Genomic DNA, 24,258 nt, shown 5'->3' with positions numbered 1-24,258 from the left:
TCCATCCATGCAAAACCGCGATCGCATCCTCTCCCGCGACGTCACCGCCACGCAGATTCCGTCCGGGGACAAACACACGCTCTCCGCCGATTCCAAGGTGTTCATCCACCAGGTCCTCGGCGGCAGCTACACGGTGCAAACCGATACCGGACTCTACAAACTCGACAGCCAGGACGCCGACGCCATCGGTGAGGAAGTCGTGGTTGAAACCATCGAGGCCGCGACCACGGCCGACGGGTCACCCGACCCCGATGCCGTGTGGGATCAATTGAAGAAGGTCTTCGATCCCGAGATCCCCGTGAACATCGTCGATCTCGGCCTTGTCTACTCCATGGACGTCATCAAACTCGACGACGACCAAGGCTACAAAGTCGATGTCGCCATGACGCTCACCGCCCCCGGCTGCGGCATGGGCCCGGCCATCGCCGAAGACGCCAAGAGCAAGATCATCCTCGTCCCCGGCGTATCGTCGGCCGACGTCCGCCTCGTCTGGGAACCCGCCTGGACGCAGTCGATGATCAGCGAAGAGGGCAAAATGGTCCTCGGTCTGATCTGACCGCAGTTCCACCGCCCAACGTAGGCCGCGAGCTCGCTCGCGCTCTCCACCGCCGATGCTTCACTATCCCGTCTGGTTCGATCTCAAGCCCGGCGTGGAGGAAGCATCCGGGTTGGGGACCGTGCGTGAATTTCTCGCTTCCTTGACGCAAACAGAAGAGGCGAACGCTTTTCGACTCCTGCGCAACACCGGCGAGCGGCCGCGCACCCCACTTCCCCGCTATCACGCCCTCGTCGAGTTTACCGATCAAGCCGCCCTCGACATCGCCATGAAAGCTCAAGCCACGCGCGGAATTTTCCACGGTTTTCACGGCGCGGTCGTCGATGTAGTCTCCAATTTTCACGTCGAAATCTTCGACGCACTCGATTCATAGAATCGCCGTTCCCACTCCTGAACGATGACTCGTCGCGCCTCGTCGATACTCTTCCTCACATTGTTCGGGGCCTCCCTTGCACCGGCTCAGCTGGCCCACCCACCCGGCACTCCGGTTTCAATCCTACGACTTCTCACGTGGGACGAGCCGATGGAAAAGGACTGGGAGAGTTTCCGATCTCTGCCCATCGACGCAGCCATTCGTGTTGTGGAAATGGTGCCCCAGGTCGAAGCGGACGAAGACCTTGGATCTACGAGTCGCAGCCTGGTGCTGGTGCGTTGCACGACCTTGCTGGCCACAATTCAGGCGGAACGATCCGCCGAACTCACCGCGACCCAGCGGGCGTCGATCGAGCAAACGATCCTCCACGTTGCTCGCTTACCCCTCGAGGAACGCTTCGTTGCCGGCGTGCTGCTCAGCATGGCCAAAGCCCCGACGTGGCGCTACCGCGATTTTGCTCAATCCGTGCTCAGCCGGCCTCCGCAAGAATTCGTCCTGCAGGATACGGCGCGGCGCATGCTTACCGCATTTGAGGAAACCCGTTCGAATCCGATCAAGGAATAGCAATGGAGAAGCTAGGCCCTGCCCCGGCCACACCAAGACTCCTACTCCTCACTTGAATAACTCATTGAGATAAGCAGCGAGGCGCACGCCGGCTTGTTCGAGGCGTTGATCGACGATGGGATCACTGCGGTAGCCGTAGTCCCACGATATTGTGGCGCCTTCGGGGTATATCGTGTCGCGGATCTCGGCGCTTTCGGCCATCCAGATGAGCGGATCAGCCGTCGACCATTCCTGACGGAGCTCCGGAGTGATGCGGCGCGCCAAAAACGCGGCCAGTTCCGAATACGACAGTTTGCGACGTTCGATCAGCTTGCTATCCCAGACCGAGTGCAGGTTGGTGTCCTCGCGCATGAAGTTGACCTTCACCTGATTGCCGCCCCGGTCCTGACCGTTGCCCACATGCAGCGGCTGGTGGAGGTCGCCGACCAAGTGCACCGTAAAACGCAACGCCAGCTGCTTGTCGGCCAAGCTCGCGGAAGGGTCCCGCAAGGTTCGGGCAAATTGCTGGAGCGCGGTGTAAGCATCGCCTTCCTCCGGCGCGCCTACTTCAGCGTAGGTCTTGCCCTCCGGCACCGTGACGTAGTGCCAGGGTGAAGCAGTATGCTGCCAGAACGGAGCAGGATCGGAGCGCATTTCGTCCGGCCACGTAGAGGCCTCAGCCAAGGTCTCGCTCCCGATGATCGCCCGCACCGCTTCTGCTGTCTTGGGAGTCAGCAGAGGCTGCGCCAAGGCACCGGTCACGCGATGTCCGACCGGCCCCCAAGCATTTGCCGGGCTTACGGCCAGAAAAACCAAAATCAAAACGATCGAAACACGCATGGGTGTCTCAGTCGCAAACCATCTTCCTCTCGTCAACCGCGCATCCGGCCGTGACTGCCCGGCACGGCCCCAGAGGGGCGATCGAGCGAAAATGTAACCGCGACGACACCGATTCGACCCACAACAGATCATGCACTCGGGCACGGAAGCCGCATCGAATCGCGCTTCCAGCCGAGATCGACTCCAACCGACTCAACGTATGCTCAAACTCCCGCCTGCACGTTTGTGTGCTACGGCCATTTGGGGCTGGATGAGTCCCGCCATGAAATCACTTTTTGTCCTGCTGCTCCTCGGCCTTTCCCTGGCCGCCGCCCCGACCGATCCCGTCCGCCTCTGGCCTGGCACGGCGCCGGATGATCCTGCAGGCATTCCCGCCGAGGTCACTGAGACCTCCCCCGCTGATCCCGCCCATCACATCTGGGAAGTCACTCGCGTCACCAACGTTACGGTTCCAACGATCACGTTCCACCCTGCCCCTGCCGCCACCAACACGGGGACTGCCGTGATCGTCTGCCCCGGCGGCGGCTACGCCCGCCTCGCGATGGACAAGGAGGGCACCGAGATTTGCGCTTGGCTCAATTCCCTCGGCATCACCGGCATCGTGCTCAAATACCGCGTCCCCGAACGCGAAGGATTCGAGCGTCACGAACTCCCGCTCCAAGACGCCCAGCGAGCCATGGGCCTTGTGCGTGCGCGCGCCGGGGAATTCGGGATCGATCCGGCCCGCATCGGCATCATGGGTTTCTCCGCCGGCGCCCATCTCTCGGCCGTTTTGAGCAACAACCACGAACGGCGCACCTACGACCCCATCGACGCGGCGGACGATCTGAGCTGTCGGCCCGCGTTCGCGATGATCATTTACCCGGGCTACCTACGACGGGGTGAACACGGGGTGTCGCCTGAAGTGGCGCCGGCCGCGGACAAAACCTGTCCAACTTTTATCGTTCAAACGCAGGACGATCACGCCAACGTGGAGAACTCGATCAACTACTACGCCGCCCTCCAGGCGGCGGAGGTCCCCACCACCATGCACCTGTATCCATCCGGTGGACACGGCTACGGTTTGCGCGCCATCGGTCAGCGTGTCACCGACTGGCCGCAAAGGGCGGCGGAATGGCTGGATGATCTCGGGTATCGGCATCCCGCTCCCGCCCGACGTTGATCCACCGGCCGGCGCAGGATCGCTCTCTGGCCCACGGCGACACGAGCCCGTTGGCCCTCATCACTATGACCGCGAATCATGAAAGAATGAAAATTCTCCCGCTCCTGACTGACGGGTTCCTGCTGTCTTAACCAATTCGCCTCCCCGCAATTCACCTCAATCGCGAATACCGAATTCTTATCACCACGGCATCCCCCAAAGACACTCCACTCTAAATTCCCTGTTCCTTAACTATCTTATAAACAGGAATTAAATGCCAGAGCTCGATCGAGCCATCACGAAACCGCCGACACCCCGCGAGAACTGGCGAGAGCGAACCGCGCCGAATCAGCACATGGTCTGCTGAATAAGCGGTGTCATTTGCTCAATTGACGCCCTGCCAATTCCCGAACCGTGAATGCCTCGATCGCTGGTTTGTTTCATCTCCGTTTTCACCGTCTATTTTCGCGCCAAGATCACCTATTCGCATGCACACCGTCGAAACTCGTTCCACCTACGGGGAACGTTATTGCCGCGCCCACCACATCCCTTCGGAGCTGTTTTTGCATCACGTTGCCGCTCGCAGTCTGCATGCTCCGTTGCGTTGGTTCTGGCCGTTCTTCAAAGTCTCCTTGGCCGACTATCTTGACGTCGACCTCGATTGTATCCGGATAGCGGCGACGCTTAAATCCCACCGCGACCTGGAGGACGAACTGGTTGAATTCTCCTACCACCCCCGAAATCAGTCATTCTTCCGACGGGTGCTTCGACAACGCCTGTCCACGCACCGCCTTCGTCGCGTCTTGCGAGGGGCCTCCGCGGGAACGTCTTCCCCATTCAGTGCTCGCGGCAGTTTGATTAAACCGGAGAAACCAAAGTCGAAGGACTGATTCAAAGGCTTCGATTCCCATCCCAGCCACCCGGCACGATGCCACTCCCGTCGGGTGCCAGTCGTCAACGAGGGCCCGTTATCTCCCCTCGTTTGAGGGGATGGGCACATTTCATGTTGTGCATGGCCCGATTCGGTCGCGATTTTCGCATGGGAGAGGGGCACTCACGTGCGCCGCCGCATGAATTTTTCGTGCGTTCACTTTAACCACGACCCACGACCGGGAAACCCGCCGGATCGCATCCTTGCGATTTCGACGAAGTCTCCCGTTCGCATCGAACTTTCGATTTTCCTCCGTTGCCCAACTCAACTCACTCCCGCCCGTTGCGATCGTCTATCGAGCTCAGTTCGCCGCCTCCGACGTCCAAACGCCACTCCCGGCGAAGTAACTCACCATTTCAACACACTTTCGCGGAACGCTATTGCTCAGCCCATGATTTGCCCCTCGAGGCATTCACGGATCACCTGTTCCAGATCGCTTTGCACGCCCCGCTCCGGTGGGTGTGGCCCTTGTGCAGGCGGTCTTGCCGTTATGGTTTCGAAACCGATCTCCTGTGTCTGCGCGCCATTGGCGATCTCCGGAGCACGCGGGCGCTGAACTCGGAACTAGCGGAATTTGCCGAGCTTACGGCTTCACATGCACTCGGTCGACGGCTGCTTCGCCTGCGCATTTCCACCCGTCGCGTGCGTCGCACCCTGCAGAATCTGCCCGACACCGAACCCAGGGAAAATCGTTCCACTTAGAAAATAGCTGACAGCACCAGCACTTCCGCGAGGCCCAGCAGCGAAACGGCCGACAGCACCACGGTCCAACTCTTGAGGGTTGTCCGTTCGTCCCAACCGCACATGCGGCTGACCAACCAAAAGCCGGAATCGTTGGCCCAGGACAAAACGATGCTGCCATAGCCGATGGCCAGAAAAACAAAGACGGGATTCACGCCCCAGCCGGTCTCTCCGGCCGCCGCCGTGAGCATTCCGGTGGCAGTGATCATGGCCACCGTCGCCGAACCTTGGGACACACGCACCACGGCCGCCAGCAACCAGCCGAGCAGCACGTAATTGAGCTGCTTGCCTTCCGCCATGGCCGTGATCGCGCCCCCGATGCCCGCTTCGCGTAACATGGCGCCAAACGCCCCGCCGGCGGCGGTAATGAGAATAATGGGGCCCGCCAGTTCGAGTGGTCGCCCCAGCAAACTATGCAGGGAATGACCGGAGCCGCGTGGGCTCACCAACGCAAGGATCAGGCCCGCAATCATGCCGGCACCAAGCGCGACGTGTTTGTCGCCCGCAAAACTAACCCAGGTGGGCACATCACCCTCGCTCATCAATCCCCAGATCGAAGCACCACCGATCATGATCAACGGCAACAATACCGGAGCCAGTGACCCCGCCAACGACGGCAGCGGTCCCGCGTCCGCGGGACCGGCATCTTTACCCAACGACGGCAGCGGCACTTTCACCCGCACGCCCACCCAACGCGCCACCATCAACGCGCCGACGGCCGGCACGACCGCACAGGCCAAACCCACGCCAATCGTCACCGCCAAACTCAACCCCAACTCTTCCGCCACCAACAGCGGTCCCGGCGTCGGCGGCACCGTGCTGTGGGCAATCACTCCGCCCGCGCACAACGCGAGCACGTAAAACATGTAATCCTTGCCCGTGCGCACGGCCAACACGCGGGCCAGTGGCAGCAACAAGAGGAAAACCGTGTCAAAAAAGACCGGGATCGCCAAAACCAGTCCCGCCACCAACAACGCGATGCCCACGCGTTTTTCGCCCCACAGGTGGAGCAATCCGTTGACCACCCGCTCGGCCCCCCCACTCACCGTCAGGCACTCGCCAATGACCGCCGCCATGGCGATGATCACCGCAATGCCTCCGGCCGATTTGCCCAACGCCGCCGTCGCCTGGCTGATCGCCTTGATCGGTGCCATTTCGGACCAACCACCCAACGCGGTCACCAACCCCACCGCGACCGCCGCCCCCATCAACGCGAAGAACGGATGGATTTTCCACTTGGCGATGCTCAGCACCACGAACACCACCCCCACCGCGAGCGCGAACATGGGACCCGCGACCGGCGTCGACTGGGCCAGCAACAGCGACGCGGTCATGACCGACCTCCCTTCGCTCCAACGGACTCAGACAACTCAAAATTCGCGAGCACACCAACAGGGCGCTCCAGCAATGCGGGGTAAGGCAGATACATGGGCAGGATTTAAGAAGGGGTAAAGCGCTACAGGCGTAGGCGGCGACTTCCGCCACGCCAAGCCGATACCGTTTCCGTCGCAAAGCTTACCTCGCAACGTTCAACTCCCGCACGGCTCGGCCGACCATCCACCGAACCGTTTCCGCCGCTTGCCAAACCGGGATTCCGTTTCCACCGTTTTAACCCACATGCATTTTTCCAATCTTCAGGCCGGCCTTACCGAACCCACTCCCCGTCTCGACGACGAAGACGAGGATGACGACGAAATCACGACCAACGACAAGGGACCGACTCCCATCTCGGCCCTCATTCAGAAGAAATTTCTCGATCAGCGTAAAATCTTCCTCTGGGGCGCCGTGACCGATGTTTCCGCCAAGGATCTCACCGAAAAGCTTCTCTACCTCGAGGCCATCGATCCGGGCAAAGAAATCACGTTCTACTTGAACAGCCCGGGCGGCTCCGTGACCGCCGGCATGGCCGTCTACGACACCATCAAACTGATTTCATCGCCGATCAAAGTCATCGTGACCGGCATGGCGGCATCCATGGGCTCGATCCTGTTGTCCGCCGCCCCCAAAGGCAGCCGCTACCTCTACCCGCATTCCCGGGTGCTGATTCACCAGCCGCTGATTTCCGGCCGCTTCACCGGCCCGGCGACCGACATTCATATCCAAGCACAGGAAATGGAAAAACTCCGCGCCGAATTGAATGATATCCTCGCGCAGGCGTCCGGCCAGCCGATCGAACGCATCAACCAAGACACCGACCGCGATTTTTACCTCAATGCCAAGGAGGCGATCGAATACGGTCTCGCCGACGAAATCATCGAGGCGTCCTGATCCGGGTCTGCGTTCATCACATTTTCCCGCGAGCACCGCTTCAAGCGGTGCTTTTTTTTGCCCGCCCCACCGCTACTTCGGGGGCGTGAGTCGCATAATTTCCTGATCCCACACGGTTGAGAGCTCAAATTCCCCCGCAGCGCGCGCCAGCGGTTGAGCCACTTTGAGCCAAACCATGCGAGGTCCCGGGGGTAAATCCTGCTTCAGCAAGGCGCGCCACACTTTGACGGCCGCCGCGTTTTCTTCCCACGCCATCAACTGTTCCGCGATTTCGGCCATCAGGCCCCACTCGTCGGCCCGCACGGTTCGCAGGTAGGACGCCAACCCCAACTCCCGCACGGCGCCGGCTCGATCACCGGTGGCCTCCCTCAGTCGGCTCAAGGCCAACGCCAACGCGAGCGAGGGATGCGCCCGCATGGCCGCCGCCGCTTCCGGCAATACCGACTCCGCGTCGACCTCGCCGCGTTTCGCCAATTGTCGCAAGGCGACATATGAGGCCAACCGACCAGGCAAACGATCACGTTCCATGCTCTGCGCGGCCAAATCAATCGTCAGGGGACGGTAAAGCGGATCGCCGATCACCACACTTTGCCACGAAAGCACCGGCATCGCGTAATACGCGGCCTCCCCCAGAGTAGAGCCGCTCAACAGCGCCTCCATCAACAATTGGGGCTGATGCGTAAACTCCAGATAGGGTTCGTAAACATTGCCAAAAGTGGCCGCCACTCCGCGCCCGATCAACGGGCCACACCACCCGCCGCCATTCATCAGTCGCAGCGACGAGGCGGAAAAGCTGTGCAGATGCAGTGCGATCGCGCCCGGAGCAAATTGATAGCCCGGCAGGCTGAACGGGCCGTTTAGCTTGCTGCTATACCACCCCAAGTAGATCGCCAACATGTCGGCGCGTCCGGTCGACTCCACCGTCTTGCGCTCCCGATCGACCAACGGGTCCCATCCCGCTGCGGTCAATTGATCCGCGGCTGCCTCAAACCACTTGTCGCCGGTTTTGTGAGGACCACCGATATCGACCATCGCCCGGCCGATCAGGCCCTGGCGTTCCGCTTCGATCGCCGACTCCACGAGATTACGGGCGGCTGGAAAGGTGGGACCGTCCAGCCGCGCCACCCGGATCATGCTCCCGGCCTGAAACATATCGGGTTTGGCCTTATGGAAAACCGGGTTGGCCACCACCCCGTCGCGACGCGTATGGCTCTGCGCCAGCAGCGCGAGCTCCGCATCGACAGCCGCACGGTTGGTTTTGAAACTATCGCGTTCCGTCGCGGGCGAATCCGATGGCAACTCCTTGTCGTGCCGGATTTTCAAAGGCACGCCGCGACATGTCACCAGATAGGAAATACGGTGGCCCGAGACCGACATCTTACGTCGGCCGGCGTCATCGCTCGCCTCCATTTCGATGGCCTGCAGCCAATCATGAGCCCGCAGCCAACCGCGCAGCGGCTCGTGCAGCCGGGCCACAAATTCACCCCAGCTGATCTCTTCCCCCGCGGGCAGATCCAGCGCCACGATGTTGGCTCGGGGAATGTTTCGACGGTCACTGTAAAAGCGCGCCAGCTCCACCGAATCCGGGTCGTTGAGATTGGCCACAATCACCACCCGCGAGGCTTCGTCCGCGACCCGTGGGAACTGCCCGGGTGCCCCCAGCATCGCGCTCGCGCCCCCCAGCAAGCCCAGCCATGCGCCGATGAATGACTTCCAGAGCAATAAGCCGGTCCGGGAAAAATTCATCCGCGTCACCACGTTAAATCCGCCCCATTCGCCACCCCGCCCAGGTGGCCAGCAAACACACGGCGACCGACACCACCACATGCGTAAAGGCCGTGCCGGCCTGACCGCTGCGAAGATGTTCCAGCGTCTGCCAGCTGAAACTCGAAAACGTGGTGAAGCCGCCACAAAAGCCGATGACCACAAAACCATGCCAGGGCGACTGCTCTCCCGCCGCGTCCCCCAACCGCCCGAGCGCCAGACCAATGATCAAGGAGCCCACGACATTCGCCGTCATGGTGCCCCACGGTAATTTTCCGGCGGGCACGCCCACCGAAATCAAAGCCCGCGACATCGAGCCCAACGCCCCGCCGAGACCGATGAGCAAAAGATGGGGCAAAGTAATCATGGGCGGGGAAGCACGCTGAGCACCGTGTTGGCGTAGGCGACAATGCCGGTGGCCACAGCTTGGGCAATTTCACTGCGGTAGGCCGGCGTGGCAATCTTCTGCGCTTCCTGATCGTTGGACAAATATCCCGCTTCGACCAACACCGCCGGACACTCCGCCAGACGCAGCACCGCGAACCGGGCGCGTTTCAATCCCCGATCCGGCGCACCCAGCTGCTTCCCCAGCGCACGATGAATCTCATATCCCAACAGCACATTCCACGGATCGGTCGCATTGCCGGATTCGACGTTGTGGTCGCTGGCATCGGACGCAGCGCTGGAAGTCGACCGCTGGTGCCGCGGCGTGAGCACGTAGGTTTCCACGCCCTTCACCGCCGCGCGCCCCGCCGCATTGAAATGCAGACTCACAAACACATCCGGCTGCGCCGCACGCGCGAACATCGCTCGTTCCTTGAGCCCGATATATTCGTCCCGCGTGCGGGTGAACACGACCTCGTAACCCTGTTGGTCCAAGATCGCGCCCAGACGCTCCGCCACGTCGAGGGTGAAGGTCTTTTCGTTCAGCTTCCGCTCCGCATGACGCGTGCCGCCGTCTTTGCCCCCATGGCCGGCATCGATGACGATCTTGCGCACCGGCCGAACCGAAGCGGCGTAGGTCGCCGCTTTCAGCAACGGCGCAAAGAGTTTTTCCGCATCCACCCGGTCGATCCACAGCCCTTGCTCGCGCTTGATCACTCCCGACCCGAGAAAAACCCGTTGCTCGTTGAACCGGCACTCCCGCGAATCCGCGTTGAGTTCGATCGTCGTCCACGCACTGGAAAACGTCCACGCGTCCGCCTTCGCTCCCCCTTTCGAGCTCAGGCCGTAGCGGCTGAAAAAACGGTCGGCATCAAGGTAGGCGACGTCGCCGACCAAGACCGTGGGCTGATCTCCCACCGCGATGAAGTCATCGGCCCAAGCCTGCGAAGAAAAGATCGCACCGCCGCACAACATCACCCCGACAACCATCAGGCGGGCAAACCCGCCGACGCGCATCCGGCCGCGTGTCGCGCCCATGGCTCGATGAATCAGGCGTCGTCGCCGGAGCCTTCAGCCAACGCGGACAAGTCCGGCTTGGACTCGGGTTCGGGTTCCGAAGCGGGCTTCGCTTTGGGCGTGAAATACTTCAGCTTCCGCTTATTGGACGGATGCGGCGTGATCATCACGTTGATCTGACGGCCGTTCAACTTGGGTTCGCTGTCGGCGTGGCCCATGCCGGAAATCTCCTCGATCGCCCGCTTCATGACCTGAAAACCAATTTCGGTATGCGCCATTTCGCGCCCGCGGAACTTGAGCCGGAGCTTCACCTTGGAACCCTCATTGAGGAATTCCTCGGCGTGGCGCAGCTTGGTGATCAAATCGTGATCGTCGATCCGCGGCGACAGTTCGACCTCCTTGATCTTGCTGGCCGTGACCTTCGAGTTGGAGGACTTCTTCTGCTCTTCGTAGACGTATTTGCCGAAATCCATGATCCGGCAAACGGGAGGCGATGCGTGCGGGGCCACCTCGACCAAGTCGAGGTTGAACTGCTGCGCCAAGCTGAGCGCCTTGTCGGTCTGCAAAACCCCGAGCTGTTTGCCTTCGGGGGAAATCACCCGAATTTGCGGGACACGGATCCGCTGATTGCGGCGAATGTGTGCGTAAGGATCGTTATTGCGGCGGAAATTGCGTCCGCCACCACGGCGTTTGCCGCCGCCAAAAGAAAAGGATGTAGCCATCAAATAAGGTTCAACTCGAAGTAGGTCGTGACGCTTTTCGCCCCGCAGAAGTGCGAAGACAACAACGAAGTAGCAACGTTTCTGCTACTTGGACGCCCGAAGGGGCTCTCACAATTTGGTTCAGACACTAAAGCTCTCGCCGCACGAGCAACTCGCTTTGGCGTTGGGATTGGTGAATTTAAAGCCGCCCGCGATCAATGCGGACGAATAATCGAGCTCCGTGCCTTTTAGGTATAACGCGGTCTTGGGGTCGACCAAAACGGTCGCCCCGGCCGAGCGCACCAGAATGTCGCCTTTGCGCGCCGTCGCGACAAAACGCAGTTTGTAACTGAGTCCGTTGCAACCACCGCCCGTGATCGCGATCCGCAGGAAATCACCGGTTTGTTCGCGAGCAATGAGGGCGGCCACCTTTTTTCCGGCGGCCGCGGTGAGGCTCACCAGTTTCTCGTTACCTTCGCGCACACCTTCGGGCAGAGCGGTGGCGGGAGGCGGTGGTGCGGTTTCAGTCGACATGATTTCTCCCAGACTATCGAGCGCCTCGCCCACAAATCAAGCGAGGTTACCAATCCGCTGTTCCCCGGCGGTATCAACTTTTCCAAATTTCGTGTAAGAAATGGCCCGACTTTCGCGCCCTATGGGTTGAACCAGGATGACTCACCGAACCCAACAGCAACAATTCGACGTCTGGGCGTCCAAGCACATCGGCATTATCCACAAGGTGGTGCGGTCGTTCTGCGACGATCCCGTCGATCGCGACGATCTGCGACAGGAAATTCATCTTGCGATGTGGCATGCGATCCCGGGGTTCACCGGTAACGCCAAGGAATCCACTTACATTTACCGGGTGGCGCTCAATCGCGCCATCTCGTGGGTGCGCAAGCACCGCAACGAGCGGCGTCACCGGGAGAAATTCGAAACCGATCCCCTGCATTTTGTCAGCGAACACGAGGACCCGCGCCTTGAAGTCATTTACGCCGAGATCCGCCAACTCCCAAAGGCCGAGCGCGCGCTCATTCTGATGCAGCTCGAGGGTTTCAGCTACGAAGACATCGCCGAATCCGTCGGGCTTTCTGTTTCCAACGTCGGGGTGCGCCTCACGCGCATCCGCCAAAAACTAGCCGCCAACCTCAAAGATAAATAACCACCATGAGCCTCGAAGAAATGGAATCCGCCTGGGGTGCTCAACCCGCCCCCAAACCTGCCACCAACGCCCGCGCTTGGATCGACAAGTCCCGCCGCTCCATCCGCACCCATACCTTGATTTTGCTCGTCGCCATTCTCGGCAACGGAATCGGACTAGGACTGCAAATCCACCGTGTGCTGGTCGACCCCGCCCGCACCCTCGGCAACAGCGCTGGGGAAATGCTGGTGCCCGCACTCTCGCTAGCCATCTGTCTGGCGGGCGGCGTTATTCTGCGTCGCTACCTGAGACGCTTTCATTTGTTACGGCACGATACCCGCCATTGCCTCGAAATGGTGCTCAAGGACAAGCAACGTGAGATCAATCTCACCTACTGGGTGCCGCTCGCCTACCTGGTGTTTCTCGGGCTCCTGATTCTGGGCAAAATCCAGTCCATCGCCGAGGAGTTCGAATCTCCCGACAACCCTTGGTTCGGCGTGGTGGCGGCCGCGATCATCTTCGTTATCGCCTCCGCCTTCCTCTTCCATCGCACGAACGCCTTCCTCAAACCCGAGGTGCGCGAATTGAAGCAAACTCTCGAATCATTGGTGACCGGCTAACCGCCGGGCCAGCTCCACCGCCCGCGCAAAGCTCGTCGCGCTCGCGGTGCCCTGCCCCGCGATGTCGAAACCCGTGCCGTGGTCGGGACTCGTGCGCACGTGGGGCAAGCCGAGCGTCACGTTCACCGCATTGTCGAAATCGATGGTTTTAAGCGGCCCGAGACCTTGGTCGTGATAGAGCGCCACGACCGCGTCGAAGTCCCCCTTCAAGGCCCGACCAAATACCGTGTCCGCCGGCAACGTGTGCGATACGCCCGGGATCTCGCCGCGCAAATGATCGAGCAGCGGATCAATGAGCTCAATTTCTTCGCGCCCCAGCACGCCACCTTCGCCCGCGTGGGGATTGAGACCGCACACCGCGATCCGCGGTTGGGCGATACCATCCGCCCGCGCCAGCTGCTCCGCCGCACGCACCGCCCGTTCGATCACAGCCGGGGACAGCGCGGCCGATACCTCGCGCAGCGGAATGTGCCAGGTCGCCAAGGTTAACCGCAGGTGATCACCGCGAAAAGCCATGACGGGGTCACCGCCCCACGCCTCGGCAAAAAATTCCGTTTGGCCCGGATGCGGATAACCCACCGCCGCCAGTCGCGCTTTGCTCACCGGCCCCGTTACCACGCCGGAAAATTGGCCCGCCGCACACCCTTCGGCCGCGAGCTGCATCGCCGCCCAAGCCAATTCCGCGCCCTCGTCGTCCGGTTCACCCGGTCCGGCCCGATACGCCGGAGCGCCAACCATGATCCGCCGCGCCGATCCCGGTAGTGAATCCAGCCAGTCGGCCGGACCGATGACGACCACGTTGGCGGAATCCTCAGGATGGCCGGCCAACCACGCCGCAATGATTTCGGGGCCCACCCCAGCGGGGTCGCCACACGTAAAAGCCAACGGTTTCACGACGTGTTCTCCCGTCCGCGCGGACGTCGGGCATAAAGCCCGACCCACAAATATGCAGCGCCTCGTCGTGGGTCGGGCTTCACGCCCGACATCCCCTCCGGCTCGACTGCGGCAAGATCGAGGAAATGCCGCTTACCCATCGCCATCGACTCCTCCGTTATCTCGTGCTCGCGAGGGCCGCGCCACGGGACGTTTGCCTCCTTCAAAAAAACGCAAAAACGCCTGCGCCTCTCCGCACCGGATATCCGGCAATAATTCGGCCGCCAGCGTGCGCAGGTTTCCGGTGGGGCGCATCACCGCCCGATAAACGGCTTTGAGTTCCCGCATCACTTCGGGCGGCCACCCCCGACGTTTCAAGCCCACCAAATTAAGCCCCACCAGTTCGTCACGTTCCGCCACCATGCAATATGGCGGCACGTCCTTGGTCACCCGCGCCAGACCGGCCACCATCACCACCGCGCCTATGCGCACAAACTGGTGAATGCCCGCGCCGCCACCGACGAACGTGTTGGCCCCGACCGACACGTGTCCGGCCAGCATGGCGTTGTTGGCGAGCACCACGTCGGCGGCCACCGCGCAATCATGGCCGGCGTGGCTGCCCGCCATGAAGAAACCGCGCGCACCAATCGTCGTCGCTTGGTCGGCATACATCGAGCGGTTGAGCGTCACGTTCTCGCGCAGGACCGTTCCCTTGCCCACGTCCACCCAACTCGGCGTAGCCCGATCAAATCCCAGATACTGGGGATCCCCGCCCACCACGGCCCCGGGATGCACGACCACGTGATCGCCCAAACGCGCCCACTTGGTCACGACGGCTCCCGCCATGATTTCGACGTCAACGCCGAGTTGAGCGGCGGGGTCCACGAAAGATCCCGGATGTATCAATGTTGCCATGACAACCTACAGTTTGGCTCGACGGTCACCGCCGAGTAAATCGAGCTGACTGTCCCGCAGCAGCTCATAGTTTTTAAGAATGCGGATCACCTGCATGGTGTCGCTTTTGCGGTAGTTGCGGTTGACCTCAATCTTATCAATCAAATCGAGCAACATGGCGCGGAACGATATGATGCCATCCACGCCGCGCTCCTGCAACAGCGCCACCGCCTGCGAACGGTAGGGTTCCTGAGTCGGCAGTCCCGGCAGGACCAGAATCTTGGCCGGTGCGTCGCCCGCCTCCGCATCGTCGGTGGGCGGAAAAAAGCGATCGATCTCCTTGATCACCTGCTCTTCGAGGAAACGCAAAATCTCCGGCGAGCCCTTGATCATGGCCGCCGAAAATACGCCGGTGTGCCACGGTTTCACCGCCACCACGGCGCGGTGCAGATACGGTAGTTCCGATGCGAACAGAAAGAAATCCGGCTTCCGCGCCTGACGCTTCCAGGCCGGGTTGTAGACCAGCAAATCGATCTCCTCGTCCGACTGCTTTTTGCGCGACTGCACCTGATACTTCCGCACCTGGCGCACGAGGAAGCCACTCTGCTCAAAGTATTCGCGGACAATGCCTTCGTCGATCGCGGACATGAAACGGCAGCCTAATGACTTCGCCGCCGAAATACATGAAAATCGCTAGTCCGCCGCCCCCACTTCACGCCACACCCGTTCCACCAGCGCGTGGTCGACTTGGTCGTGCGTCGCGGATTGGCCCACCGCCTCCAGCACCACGAAGCGGAGTTGCCCGGCCCGAACTTTCTTATCCCGCGCCATGGCCCTCATCAGCGTCCCGACGCCGATGGGCGCACGCAAAGCGATCGGCAACTTGTGAGCCGTCAATATACGCTCCACCCGCGCCACCGTGGCATCGTCGACCAAGCCCAATTCGCGGGAAAGTCGAGCCGCCGCCGCAAGACCGACCGCCACGGCTTCGCCATGCAGATAGACGCCGTAGCCGGCGTTCTTCTCGATCGCATGGGCAAAGGTGTGACCCAGGTTGAGCAACGCGCGTCCACCGGAAGCGGCGGTTTCAAATTCATCAGCCTCCACGATCCGGGCTTTCGCTTCGCAGCAGCGTCGCACCACGGTGGCCAAATGCAGGCTGTCGACCCCCAGCGGGGTGAGCTCGAGCTCCGCAAACAATTCCGCGTCGCCCAACAATCCGTATTTGATGACTTCCGCCATGCCGGCCGCGAATTCGCGCGGTGGCAGCGTCGTCAGTAGGTCGGTGTCGACGAAAACCGCCTGCGGCTGGTGGAATGCGCCCACCAGGTTTTTGCCCGCGCCGAGATTGATGCCGGTTTTCCCACCCACGGAGCTATCCACCATCGCGAGCAACGTTGTCGGCATCTGATAAAAGGCCACGCCACGCAGATAACTCGCCGCGGCAAAGCCGGCCAAGTCGCCCACCACCCCACCCCCAAACGCCAGCACCACTCCGCCGCGATCCACCGATTGCTCGGCCAGAAAATCCCAAATCCGAGCCAGCTCGGTCGCCGATTTGGACGCTTCGCCCGCCGCGACTGAGATCGTCGGCACCCCGTCCCCCATCGCGCCCAGTGCTTCCGCCTGCGCCTCCGCCACCGCTCGATCGGTGACGATGACGACCTTGCGCCCCTCTGCCCGTAACCGCGTAATTTCCGCCGCAATCAACGAACGGAGATTGGCTCCGAAGTGAATGGGGTAACTGCGCGAACCTAAACTGACCGTGAGACTTTCGACCATTCGCCGGTTAAACGACAGCCGCCATCAACGGTCAACCACCTCGTGAAATGTCGCCATAGGCAGCAGCAGTCCGCTGACATTTGGGGTTAAATCTGAAATTTCGTGATATTTTTACGTCTTTTTTGCCAAACAATGGCAGTTACTCTGGACGAGCCCCACGATAAATGGAGAATTTCCCTTAGTGTCTGATGGCTCGATTTATACCCGAATTGTCCCAACGGTCATGTAACTCCCGATATTACCATGCTACGCTCCCACCGTTGGTTAGTATTCCCGTCGATTCTTTGCTCTTCGACCCTGCTTGGCACCCCCGCCCCTGACGTCGAATATGAGGACAACGGACTGACCTGGACCAACAACGGAGCCTGGAGCAGCGGTAACATTCCAGGCCCCTCCGACACCGCCATCATTAACAGCGGCACACTTACCGTCGACGGGGTAAATTCGACGGGACGACTAAGGCTGGGAGGAGGCAATCTAACGGGAGAAACCCACTCGGATACGGACAGCTTAAGCCTGATTGCGGCGGGAGCTAACTCGCAATGGACCGTGGGCGCGATCAGCGACCTTAGTCTGATTATCGGCACCGAAGCCGGGTTGGATATCGAAGGAACAAGTATTCACTATTACTTCGACAGCACGATAACCAACAATGGTGCCGTATATTGGTCGGAAGGGAACATCGCGACCAACGCGAATGGGGCATTCATCAACAACGGCTACTTTTACGATCAAACGGTAGCCAACTACTCCATTGATGGGGCCTCCACCTTCACCAACAACGGCAGCTACTATAAATCTGGATCGGGCGTCACCACGGCGAATCAGGTTTTCGACAACAATTCGGCTGAAACCTTGCAGGTCTCCAACGGAGTATTCCTGCTCAATGGCGGCGGCACCAATTCCGACGGTGCTGTCATGCGGGTCACTCAATCGGGTCTGATCAAATTTGCCGGCAGCTACACGATCGTAAACGCATCGGACTTGGAGGTCGGCAACGCCGAAAACGAAAACGAACTCGACGGCACGAACGCCTTCTACCTGCCCCATAGCGAAGAGACCGTCGACTACGGCTACGAATTAAGCGCGGGCGAGCTCAACTTGTCCGGTCAGCTCGCGGCCAACCTCCACCAATCTGGCGGCGAACTCGAAGGCACCCACACCATAAACGGCTTCTTCGACTGGGCCGGCGGCGACTGGGATGCCAACGCCGACGGCGCGACCACGACCATCGGTTACGATGGCACCCTGATTATTCGGCCCAGCGGCGGCTCCATCGCCTACTTTAACAACCGTGATATCATCAACGAAGGCACCGTCTACTGGACCGATGCCAACCTGAACACCAACGCGAACGGTTCATTTACGAACTCTGGTTATTTTTACGATAAATTGGACGAGAACCAGTCGTTCAACGGCGGCGCAGGTTTCAACAATGCAGGCACTTATCTCAAGACCGGCACCGGCACGACTACCTTCAATGCCCCGTTCAGCAACAACAGTGTGGATACGCTCGATGTGCGGGCAGGCACCATCGTTTTCAATGGGGGCGGCACCAATTGGAACGACGGAAGCGTAGTGGTCGAGGACTCCGGTCTCATCCAATTCAATAGCATCTATACGGTCGAGGACGCCTCACGCTTCAGCACGGAGTCATTGGATGGCTCCCATAGTTTTGTGGTTCCGGCCATCGATGACTTGAGCGTCTACTTCGGCTATCAATTGACCGGCGGCGAACTCACGCTGGAGGGCGTGCTTTCGGCACAAATGCAGCAAACCGGCGGCGAGCTGGACGGCACGCATACGTTGAGCGGCAACTACGACTGGGCCGGGGGCGACTGGGACGCCAACGCCGACGGCGCGACCACCACCATCGGTTACGGTGGCACCCTGATTATTCGCCCCAGCGGCGGCTCCATCGCCTACTTCAACAACCGTGATATCATCAATTACGGCGATGTCTACTGGACCGATGCCAACCTGAACACCAACGCCAACGGATCGTTTACGAACTACGGCTTCTTCTACGATCAGTTGGACGAAAACCAGTCCGTCAATGGCGGTTCCGGTTTCCACAACAGCGGCACTTACCGGAAGACGGGCGCAGGCATCACCACCTTCAACAGCGCCTTCAACAACAGCTCCCCCACCACCTTGGATGTGCGCAACGGCACCCTCGTCCTCAATGGCGGTGGCACCAACTACAGCTACGGTTCAATGTATGCCCGCGACGCTGGTCTGATCCAGTTCAACAGCATCTACAGCATCCTCAATGCCTCCGGACTGCAAACCTCTGAGTTGGATGAATCGCACCGTTTCTTCATTCCCAACAGCGAAGCGTCCATCGCCTATGGTTACAAACTGACCGGCGGCGAGCTGACCATGGACGGCAACCTCTCGGTCAACTTCCATCAAACCGGCGGTGAACTCGATGGCACGCACACGTTGAATGGATTCTACGACTGGGCGGGCGGCGATTGGGACGCCAATGCCGATGGTGAAACCACCACGATCAATTACGACGGAACCCTGATAATCCGACCCAGCGGGGGCTCCATCGCCTACTTTAACAACCGCGACATCGTAAACTTAGGCACCGTTTATTGGTCCGACGCCAATTTGAACACCAACGCCAACGGTTCCTTCACGAACTACGGCTATTTCTACGACGTGTTGGACGAAAACCAGTCCTTCAACGGAGGTTCCAGTTTCGACAACAGCGGCACCTACCAAAAAACCGGCGCCGGCACGACCACCTTTAATACCGCCTTCAACAACAGTTCCCCCACCACCTTGGATGTTCAAAACGGCACCCTCATCCTCAGCGGGGGCGGCACGAACACCTCTTACGGGTCCATGATCGCAAGGGACTCGGGACTCATTCAATTCAACAGCAACTACAACATCGTGGATGCGTCCCAGCTCCAAACCGACGATTTGGATGGAACTCACAGCTTCGATGTGACGGATGAGACCTCCACTTCCTTTGGCTACCAACTCACGAGCGGTGAATTGACCATGGACGGTGAAATCAGCGTCGATTTTCAACAAACCGGGGGCGAGCTCCACGGCACGAACACCCTCAGCGGTATCTACGATTGGGCCGGTGGATACTGGGTGGCCAGCGTCGACGGAGACACCACCACCATCGACTCCGAGGGCACGCTGATCATCCGCCCCTCGGGCGGCTCCATCGCCTATTTCTTCAATCGCGACATCATCAATGAAGGCACCGTTTATTGGGCCGACGCCAACCTGAACACGAACAGCAACGGCTCGTTTTCCAATCTCGGCACTTTCAACGATCAGCTCGACCAGAACCACGCCTTCAGTGGCGGCTCCGGCTTCACCAACTCCGGTTTCTACCACAAGGACGGTAGCGGCACGACAGACATTCAGACGAGCTTCGTCCACGAGGGGACCCTCAACCTCAACGCAGGCGTGATGCAACTCAGCGGCTCTGGATCAATTGACGAATACAGCATCGTCAATCTCGGCGACCAAACGAAGCTCTCGCTGATCTCCGATTTTTCGATCGCCAACCTCGGCAGTTTCTACGGCAACGGCACCCTCGCGATCGAAGGCGGCACGACGAGCGCGGAAGGCTCATTCTACGCCGGTGAACTCTTGTTGGCGAACGGCGTCCTGGTTGGTAATCACGACATCGGTTCGACCATGGCGTGGCAGTGGGGCACGTGGGGCGCGGGCACGACCACGATCGGCTCTACGGCCGTCTTGAATATCACCGGACTCGGCACCCATACCATGAGCGACCGCCACGTGGTGAACGACGGCACGATCAATTGGCTATCCAGCGGCGGCGGGTTGGGGTTGAACCACGCGAGCACGATCACCAACAACGGCCTTTTTAACGACAACCTCACACTGGAATATCCCTCCGGTGAAATCGTGTTTACTTCTATGGGTGGATTGGGGTCGTTCACCAACAGCTCGAGTGGCACCTACCGCAAAAGCGGGGGGAGTAGCTCGATCTATCTCATTCCCTTTCACAACCATGGCACGATCGACGTGGACGCCGGATACCTCTCCTTGGTCGGCGGCGGCACTTTCGGGTCGACCAGTTCCGTGACCGTCGCGGAGCAATCCAGTCTCCAATTCGTATCCGACTACGTGGTCGAAGACGCCGCCTCTCTCCAAGGGTCGGGACAATACCTGATCGGCAATGAATCCACTGTTTCACTGACCGGCACAATATCGGCGGAAGGTGGGATGATCGTATCCGATTCCACGCTGACCGGTGATCATGACATCGAATCCGCGCTCACGTTTTACGAAAGCTCCTGGGAGTCGGGAGAGTCGACCGTGAGTTCCACCGGACAACTTCATTTCACCAGCAGCGCGGAAAGCGCCTCCCCCAACAAGCTGGTCCAGCGCACAGTGACGGCGTCAGGTAGCACCGTGTGGGATGCCAACGACCTCCAACTCAACTCCGATAGCTCCTTTTCCAATCAAGGCACCTTCAGCGATGAGGCCGCCGCGAACTCAACAGACACCGTGAGCATCTACACGGCTCTCGGCAATGCCGGGTTGTTCACCAACACCAGCAGCGGCACCTACACCAAAACCAGTTCCGGCACGACCGAGATGGCGGTTCTTTTCAACAACGACGGGATGGTGGACATCCAGTCCGGTGCCCTGCTCATCATGCACGGCGGCACCGCCTCTTCCACGGGTGTCTTCAAAGTGGCGACGTCGTCCGAACTTCACTTCAACGACGACTACATCCTCGATGACCTCGCCAGCCTTACCGGCGACGGCAATTACTTCATCGACGGCGGCGAGCTCACCACCAGTGGTATCCTTTCCGGTAATCTCACCACCAACGGCGGCGACATCAACGGCCCCGTGACGGTCGCCGGCCAACTCATCTTGAACACGGGCGGCCTGGTCGAAGGCAACGACCTCACCGTGGGCACCACCGGTTCCCTCTTTGTCAACGAGTCTTCCGATATCTTCCTCGATGATATGACGCTGACCGTGGAATCCTTCGGTTACGTGCAATGGAACGCCGCCGATATCTACCTCACCGACACCGCTCAAATCATCAATCATGGTGAGATCAGCATCACCACCCCGATCAGTATCGCGCCGGGAGATTCCATTGCAGCGCAAACGCTCGTAAACAACGGGACTCTGGCCAAGACCTACGGCTCGGGTCGGACCACCATTGCGGTGCCGTTGGAAAACAATGGCACGATCGATATCGAAAACGGCGTGCTGGTTTTGACCGCCGATGCCACGCTCGCATCCGGCAGCGCAGTCAAGTTAGGCTACGGCGACCTTTACATTCCACCGGCGACGTTCGAAACCGCGGTGGTCATCGAGGAACCGAGGAGCGAAGAATACTTCGACGACCACGAACTGGTGATAGCCGGTGGCACCACCACGGCACCGGACGCATCCATCTTCGAAGGCGACGGTTTGCTGGTGGTTGAAGGCGGCACACTCGAAATCGAAGGCAACCTCGCGGTTGATCTCGTGCTCGAGGATGGCACCCTTGACACGACCGGGTTGGAAATCGCGCGCGGCCTCGAAATATACGGCGGCTCCATTGCTTCCGGCAGCAAAATCTCCGTTCTCGCGGAGGCCGAAGCCCTGATCGAGACCGCCACTTTGGAACTCACCAGTTCCACCATCACCATCGAGTCAGGAGCTTTACTCGACTGGACGGCGGGAGATATCGACACCCTCGGTAACGACTCCGGGTTTATCATCGACGGGCTCATGACCGCACAGAGTGACAACACCCTGTCCAACGATCTCGGCAGCGGTGGATTCCTTGTCATCAATGGCGATTTCCGCAAAACCGGTGGCACTGGCACCACCACGCTCGACGTCCACGTCGCGGTCGACGGCGGACGCTTTGAAGTGCATACCGGCACCGTAGATCTCATCGACAGCGGCGGGTTCAATAGCGCGCTTTTCGACGTCTGGGCCGGGGCCACCTTGAACTTCGATAACCCATCCGGTTTGTTCATATTCGGCGACGCCGACACCACCTTCCAAAACGGTGGCACGGTTAATTTCAATGCCGGCACCTTCTCGGTGCCTGATGCGATCAATTTTGGCCAACACGCCACCCTCTCGGGCGGCAGTCTCCTTACCAACACTGACTTCGCACTCTCCGGAAACCTCACGTGGACCGGTGGATCGATCAACTCGGATTCGACCGTCATCACCACCGCGGGAACTCTCGAACTCGCTAACAGCGTGACCAACGCCGTCGACACCGACTTCACCGTCGAAGGCACCCTCGCTTGGACCGCTGGTGACATCGCGGTGACCGGTGGCCTCACGATTGCCGAAAGCGGCCAGTTCCGCATCGAAACCGACGGCACTTTTTCTTCCGTCGAGTCCACTTACGCTATCGCCAGTGACGGCGCAGTCATCAAAACCGAAACGTCGGGCATCACCAATTTTAACGTCCCTCTGAATGCAAAGGGCTATCTGGAAGTTCAGACCGGCACGATGAATCTGAACGCTGGCGGCTCCCTGAAGGATGCGACCGTGGACATCTGGTCGGACTCGACCCTCAACATTAACGACGGGTTCAATTTCGATAACGGCGTAGTCGTCACCAACGGCGGTAACCTCAATCTCACCGCCGGCACTTTCACGCTCAACGACTCGGTTAATCTCGGCGCGCATGCCACCGTCTCGGGCGGCACCGTCGCCGGCACCCACAGCATTACCGGTCGGATCAACATGACCGGTGGCACCCTCGACAGCGCGGGCACCACCACGATCGACGCCGACGGCAGCCTCGGTCTGGCCAATCCTTCCGGCAACACCATCAACCGCGAGATCAACGTCTCCGCAGACGGCGAACTCGCGTGGAACACAGGCGACCTCAACCTGAGCGTTCCCCTCGATCTCGACGGCGATCTCACCATCGGCACCGATGGCACGTTGGCCAACACCGGCTCGGCCGAGATCTACGTGGGGAGCACCGGAGCGATCGTCAAAACCGGTGGCAGTGGCACCACAACGATCGACGTGCCGGTCATCAATCACGGCACGCTGCTCGCGGAATCGGGCACCCTTCACTTCGGCAGCACGGTGGACATGATGGGCACCCTCGCCCTCGGGTCGGGCACCATTACGTTCGCCTCGCCCATCGAATTCGGCACGTCCTCCAAGCTCGCGGGCAACGGCACCTTCACCGGCGACGTTGAAATCAAGGGTGCGATCGCTCCCGGCAACAGCGTGGGTTCGCTCAACATCGTCGGCGATCTCACGTTGGCGTCCTCCGCCAACTCACTGTTCGAGATCGATACCGCCGCCTCCCCGATCCAAGCCGACTTGGTCTCGGTCTCCGGCAACCTCACGCTCGACGGAAACCTCAGTTTGGACTTTCTCGCCTCGGTCGACCCCATCACGACCGACATGTTCACGATCTACACGGCGGCCAACCTCACCGGCACCTTCGCCAACATCGCCAATGGCAACCGTCTCTACACGGCCGACCTGCAACGTTCATTCGTGGTCAACTACGGCGCGTCGAGCGTCTTCGACGCCAATAGCGTGATCCTGAGCAACTTCGAGTTTACCCCGGTTCCCGAGCCCTCCACCTGGGCGCTCATGATCACCGGATTGAGCCTCATCGGCTGGAAGACCCGCCGCCGCCGTCGGTCGTAACCAGGCGAGCGGAGCCGAGGATCGCGCGCC

General features: G+C 60.2%; 20 protein-coding genes. 9 read left to right on the top strand and 11 right to left on the bottom strand.

The features are described 5' to 3' along the window. Nucleotides 1-7: 7 nt before the first annotated feature. From sufT to PXH66_RS03075, 3 genes are read left to right on the top strand one after another with little or no spacing between them, the layout of a single operon-like run. Nucleotides 8-556, top strand: a complete 549-nt coding sequence (sufT, locus tag PXH66_RS03085) for a putative Fe-S cluster assembly protein SufT (RefSeq protein ID WP_330930363.1) — start codon at nucleotides 8-10, stop codon at nucleotides 554-556. A 55-nt stretch (nucleotides 557-611) separates the two neighbouring features. Then, nucleotides 612-929, top strand: a complete 318-nt coding sequence (locus PXH66_RS03080) for a DUF6614 family protein (protein ID WP_330930362.1) — start codon at nucleotides 612-614, stop codon at nucleotides 927-929. A gap of 24 nt (nucleotides 930-953) precedes the next feature. Further along, on the top strand, nucleotides 954-1,493 hold the full coding sequence (locus PXH66_RS03075) for a hypothetical protein (RefSeq protein ID WP_330930361.1): 540 nt from the start codon (nucleotides 954-956) through the stop codon (nucleotides 1,491-1,493). Between the two features lie 48 nt (nucleotides 1,494-1,541). On the opposite strand, the gene PXH66_RS03070 is transcribed toward PXH66_RS03075, so the two are convergent. Then, nucleotides 1,542-2,312, bottom strand: coding sequence for a S1/P1 nuclease (locus tag PXH66_RS03070; RefSeq protein WP_330930360.1), 771 nt, complete (start codon nucleotides 2,310-2,312; stop codon nucleotides 1,542-1,544). Nucleotides 2,313-2,574: 262 nt separating this feature from the next. Here PXH66_RS03070 and PXH66_RS03065 point away from each other — a divergent pair, with 262 nt between their 5' ends. Together PXH66_RS03065 and PXH66_RS03060 are read left to right on the top strand one after the other, a co-directional pair. Then, nucleotides 2,575-3,474 (top strand): alpha/beta hydrolase, encoded by a 900-nt coding sequence (locus tag PXH66_RS03065; protein ID WP_330930359.1) that lies wholly within the window; start codon nucleotides 2,575-2,577, stop codon nucleotides 3,472-3,474. 467 nt (nucleotides 3,475-3,941) lie between these two features. Beyond that, the gene (locus PXH66_RS03060) at nucleotides 3,942-4,343 is read left to right on the top strand and encodes a hypothetical protein (protein ID WP_330930358.1); all 402 of its coding nucleotides are present in this window, start codon (nucleotides 3,942-3,944) and stop codon (nucleotides 4,341-4,343) included. A gap of 739 nt (nucleotides 4,344-5,082) precedes the next feature. On the opposite strand, the gene PXH66_RS03055 is transcribed toward PXH66_RS03060, so the two are convergent. Next, nucleotides 5,083-6,459, bottom strand: a complete 1,377-nt coding sequence (locus PXH66_RS03055; protein WP_330930357.1) for a GntP family permease — start codon at nucleotides 6,457-6,459, stop codon at nucleotides 5,083-5,085. Nucleotides 6,460-6,742: 283 nt separating this feature from the next. Between PXH66_RS03055 and PXH66_RS03050 the strand changes: the two genes are divergently transcribed. Beyond that, the gene (locus tag PXH66_RS03050; protein WP_330930356.1) at nucleotides 6,743-7,393 is read left to right on the top strand and encodes a ClpP family protease; all 651 of its coding nucleotides are present in this window, start codon (nucleotides 6,743-6,745) and stop codon (nucleotides 7,391-7,393) included. A 72-nt stretch (nucleotides 7,394-7,465) separates the two neighbouring features. On the opposite strand, the gene PXH66_RS03045 is transcribed toward PXH66_RS03050, so the two are convergent. The 5 genes from PXH66_RS03045 to PXH66_RS03025 form a co-directional block, all read right to left on the bottom strand. Continuing rightward, nucleotides 7,466-9,139 carry a TIGR03790 family protein gene (locus tag PXH66_RS03045; RefSeq protein WP_330930355.1) on the bottom strand — a complete coding sequence of 558 codons (1,674 nt, stop codon included), beginning with the start codon at nucleotides 9,137-9,139 and terminating at the stop codon, nucleotides 7,466-7,468. Nucleotides 9,140-9,152: 13 nt separating this feature from the next. Next, a complete protein-coding gene (crcB, locus tag PXH66_RS03040) occupies nucleotides 9,153-9,524 on the bottom strand; it encodes a fluoride efflux transporter CrcB (protein ID WP_330930354.1) in 372 nt (123 codons plus the stop codon). Beyond that, nucleotides 9,521-10,579, bottom strand: a complete 1,059-nt coding sequence (locus PXH66_RS03035; RefSeq protein WP_330930353.1) for an N-acetylmuramoyl-L-alanine amidase family protein — start codon at nucleotides 10,577-10,579, stop codon at nucleotides 9,521-9,523. Before PXH66_RS03035 ends, crcB begins: the two co-directional genes overlap by 4 nt. Before the next feature lie 11 nt (nucleotides 10,580-10,590). Beyond that, the gene (gene infC / locus PXH66_RS03030; RefSeq protein WP_330930352.1) at nucleotides 10,591-11,280 is read right to left on the bottom strand and encodes a translation initiation factor IF-3; all 690 of its coding nucleotides are present in this window, start codon (nucleotides 11,278-11,280) and stop codon (nucleotides 10,591-10,593) included. A gap of 120 nt (nucleotides 11,281-11,400) precedes the next feature. Next, entirely contained in the window at nucleotides 11,401-11,793 is a 393-nt protein-coding gene (locus tag PXH66_RS03025) for a HesB/IscA family protein (protein WP_330930351.1), read from the bottom strand. A 136-nt stretch (nucleotides 11,794-11,929) separates the two neighbouring features. On the opposite strand from PXH66_RS03025, the gene PXH66_RS03020 reads away from it, so the two are divergent. After that, a complete protein-coding gene (locus tag PXH66_RS03020) occupies nucleotides 11,930-12,421 on the top strand; it encodes an RNA polymerase sigma factor (protein ID WP_330930350.1) in 492 nt (163 codons plus the stop codon). A 5-nt stretch (nucleotides 12,422-12,426) separates the two neighbouring features. Further along, complete coding sequence (locus tag PXH66_RS03015; protein ID WP_330930349.1) at nucleotides 12,427-13,020, top strand: hypothetical protein; 594 nt, start codon at nucleotides 12,427-12,429, stop codon at nucleotides 13,018-13,020. Here the strand turns inward: PXH66_RS03015 and pdxA are convergent. From pdxA to aroB, 4 genes are all read right to left on the bottom strand, one after another. After that, the gene (gene pdxA / locus PXH66_RS03010; protein ID WP_330930348.1) at nucleotides 13,003-13,914 is read right to left on the bottom strand and encodes a 4-hydroxythreonine-4-phosphate dehydrogenase PdxA; all 912 of its coding nucleotides are present in this window, start codon (nucleotides 13,912-13,914) and stop codon (nucleotides 13,003-13,005) included. The genes PXH66_RS03015 and pdxA overlap by 18 nt on opposite strands. A gap of 132 nt (nucleotides 13,915-14,046) precedes the next feature. Beyond that, nucleotides 14,047-14,808, bottom strand: a complete 762-nt coding sequence (gene lpxA, locus PXH66_RS03005) for an acyl-ACP--UDP-N-acetylglucosamine O-acyltransferase (protein ID WP_330930347.1) — start codon at nucleotides 14,806-14,808, stop codon at nucleotides 14,047-14,049. Nucleotides 14,809-14,814: 6 nt separating this feature from the next. Continuing rightward, nucleotides 14,815-15,435, bottom strand: a complete 621-nt coding sequence (locus PXH66_RS03000; RefSeq protein ID WP_330930346.1) for a hypothetical protein — start codon at nucleotides 15,433-15,435, stop codon at nucleotides 14,815-14,817. Between the two features lie 45 nt (nucleotides 15,436-15,480). Beyond that, nucleotides 15,481-16,569: a 3-dehydroquinate synthase gene (aroB, locus tag PXH66_RS02995; RefSeq protein WP_330930345.1), complete on the bottom strand. Its 1,089-nt coding sequence runs from the start codon at nucleotides 16,567-16,569 to the stop codon at nucleotides 15,481-15,483. 243 nt (nucleotides 16,570-16,812) lie between these two features. Between aroB and PXH66_RS02990 the strand changes: the two genes are divergently transcribed. Further along, nucleotides 16,813-24,228 (top strand): beta strand repeat-containing protein, encoded by a 7,416-nt coding sequence (locus tag PXH66_RS02990; RefSeq protein WP_330930344.1) that lies wholly within the window; start codon nucleotides 16,813-16,815, stop codon nucleotides 24,226-24,228. Nucleotides 24,229-24,258: the final 30 nt, after the last annotated feature.

Source organism: Synoicihabitans lomoniglobus, from assembly GCF_029023725.1.
Taxonomy (GTDB): Bacteria; Verrucomicrobiota; Verrucomicrobiia; order Opitutales; family Opitutaceae; genus Actomonas; species Actomonas lomonigloba.
The sequence above is the reverse complement of the archived record's forward strand: the minus strand, read 5'-3'. Positions and strand labels throughout refer to the sequence as shown.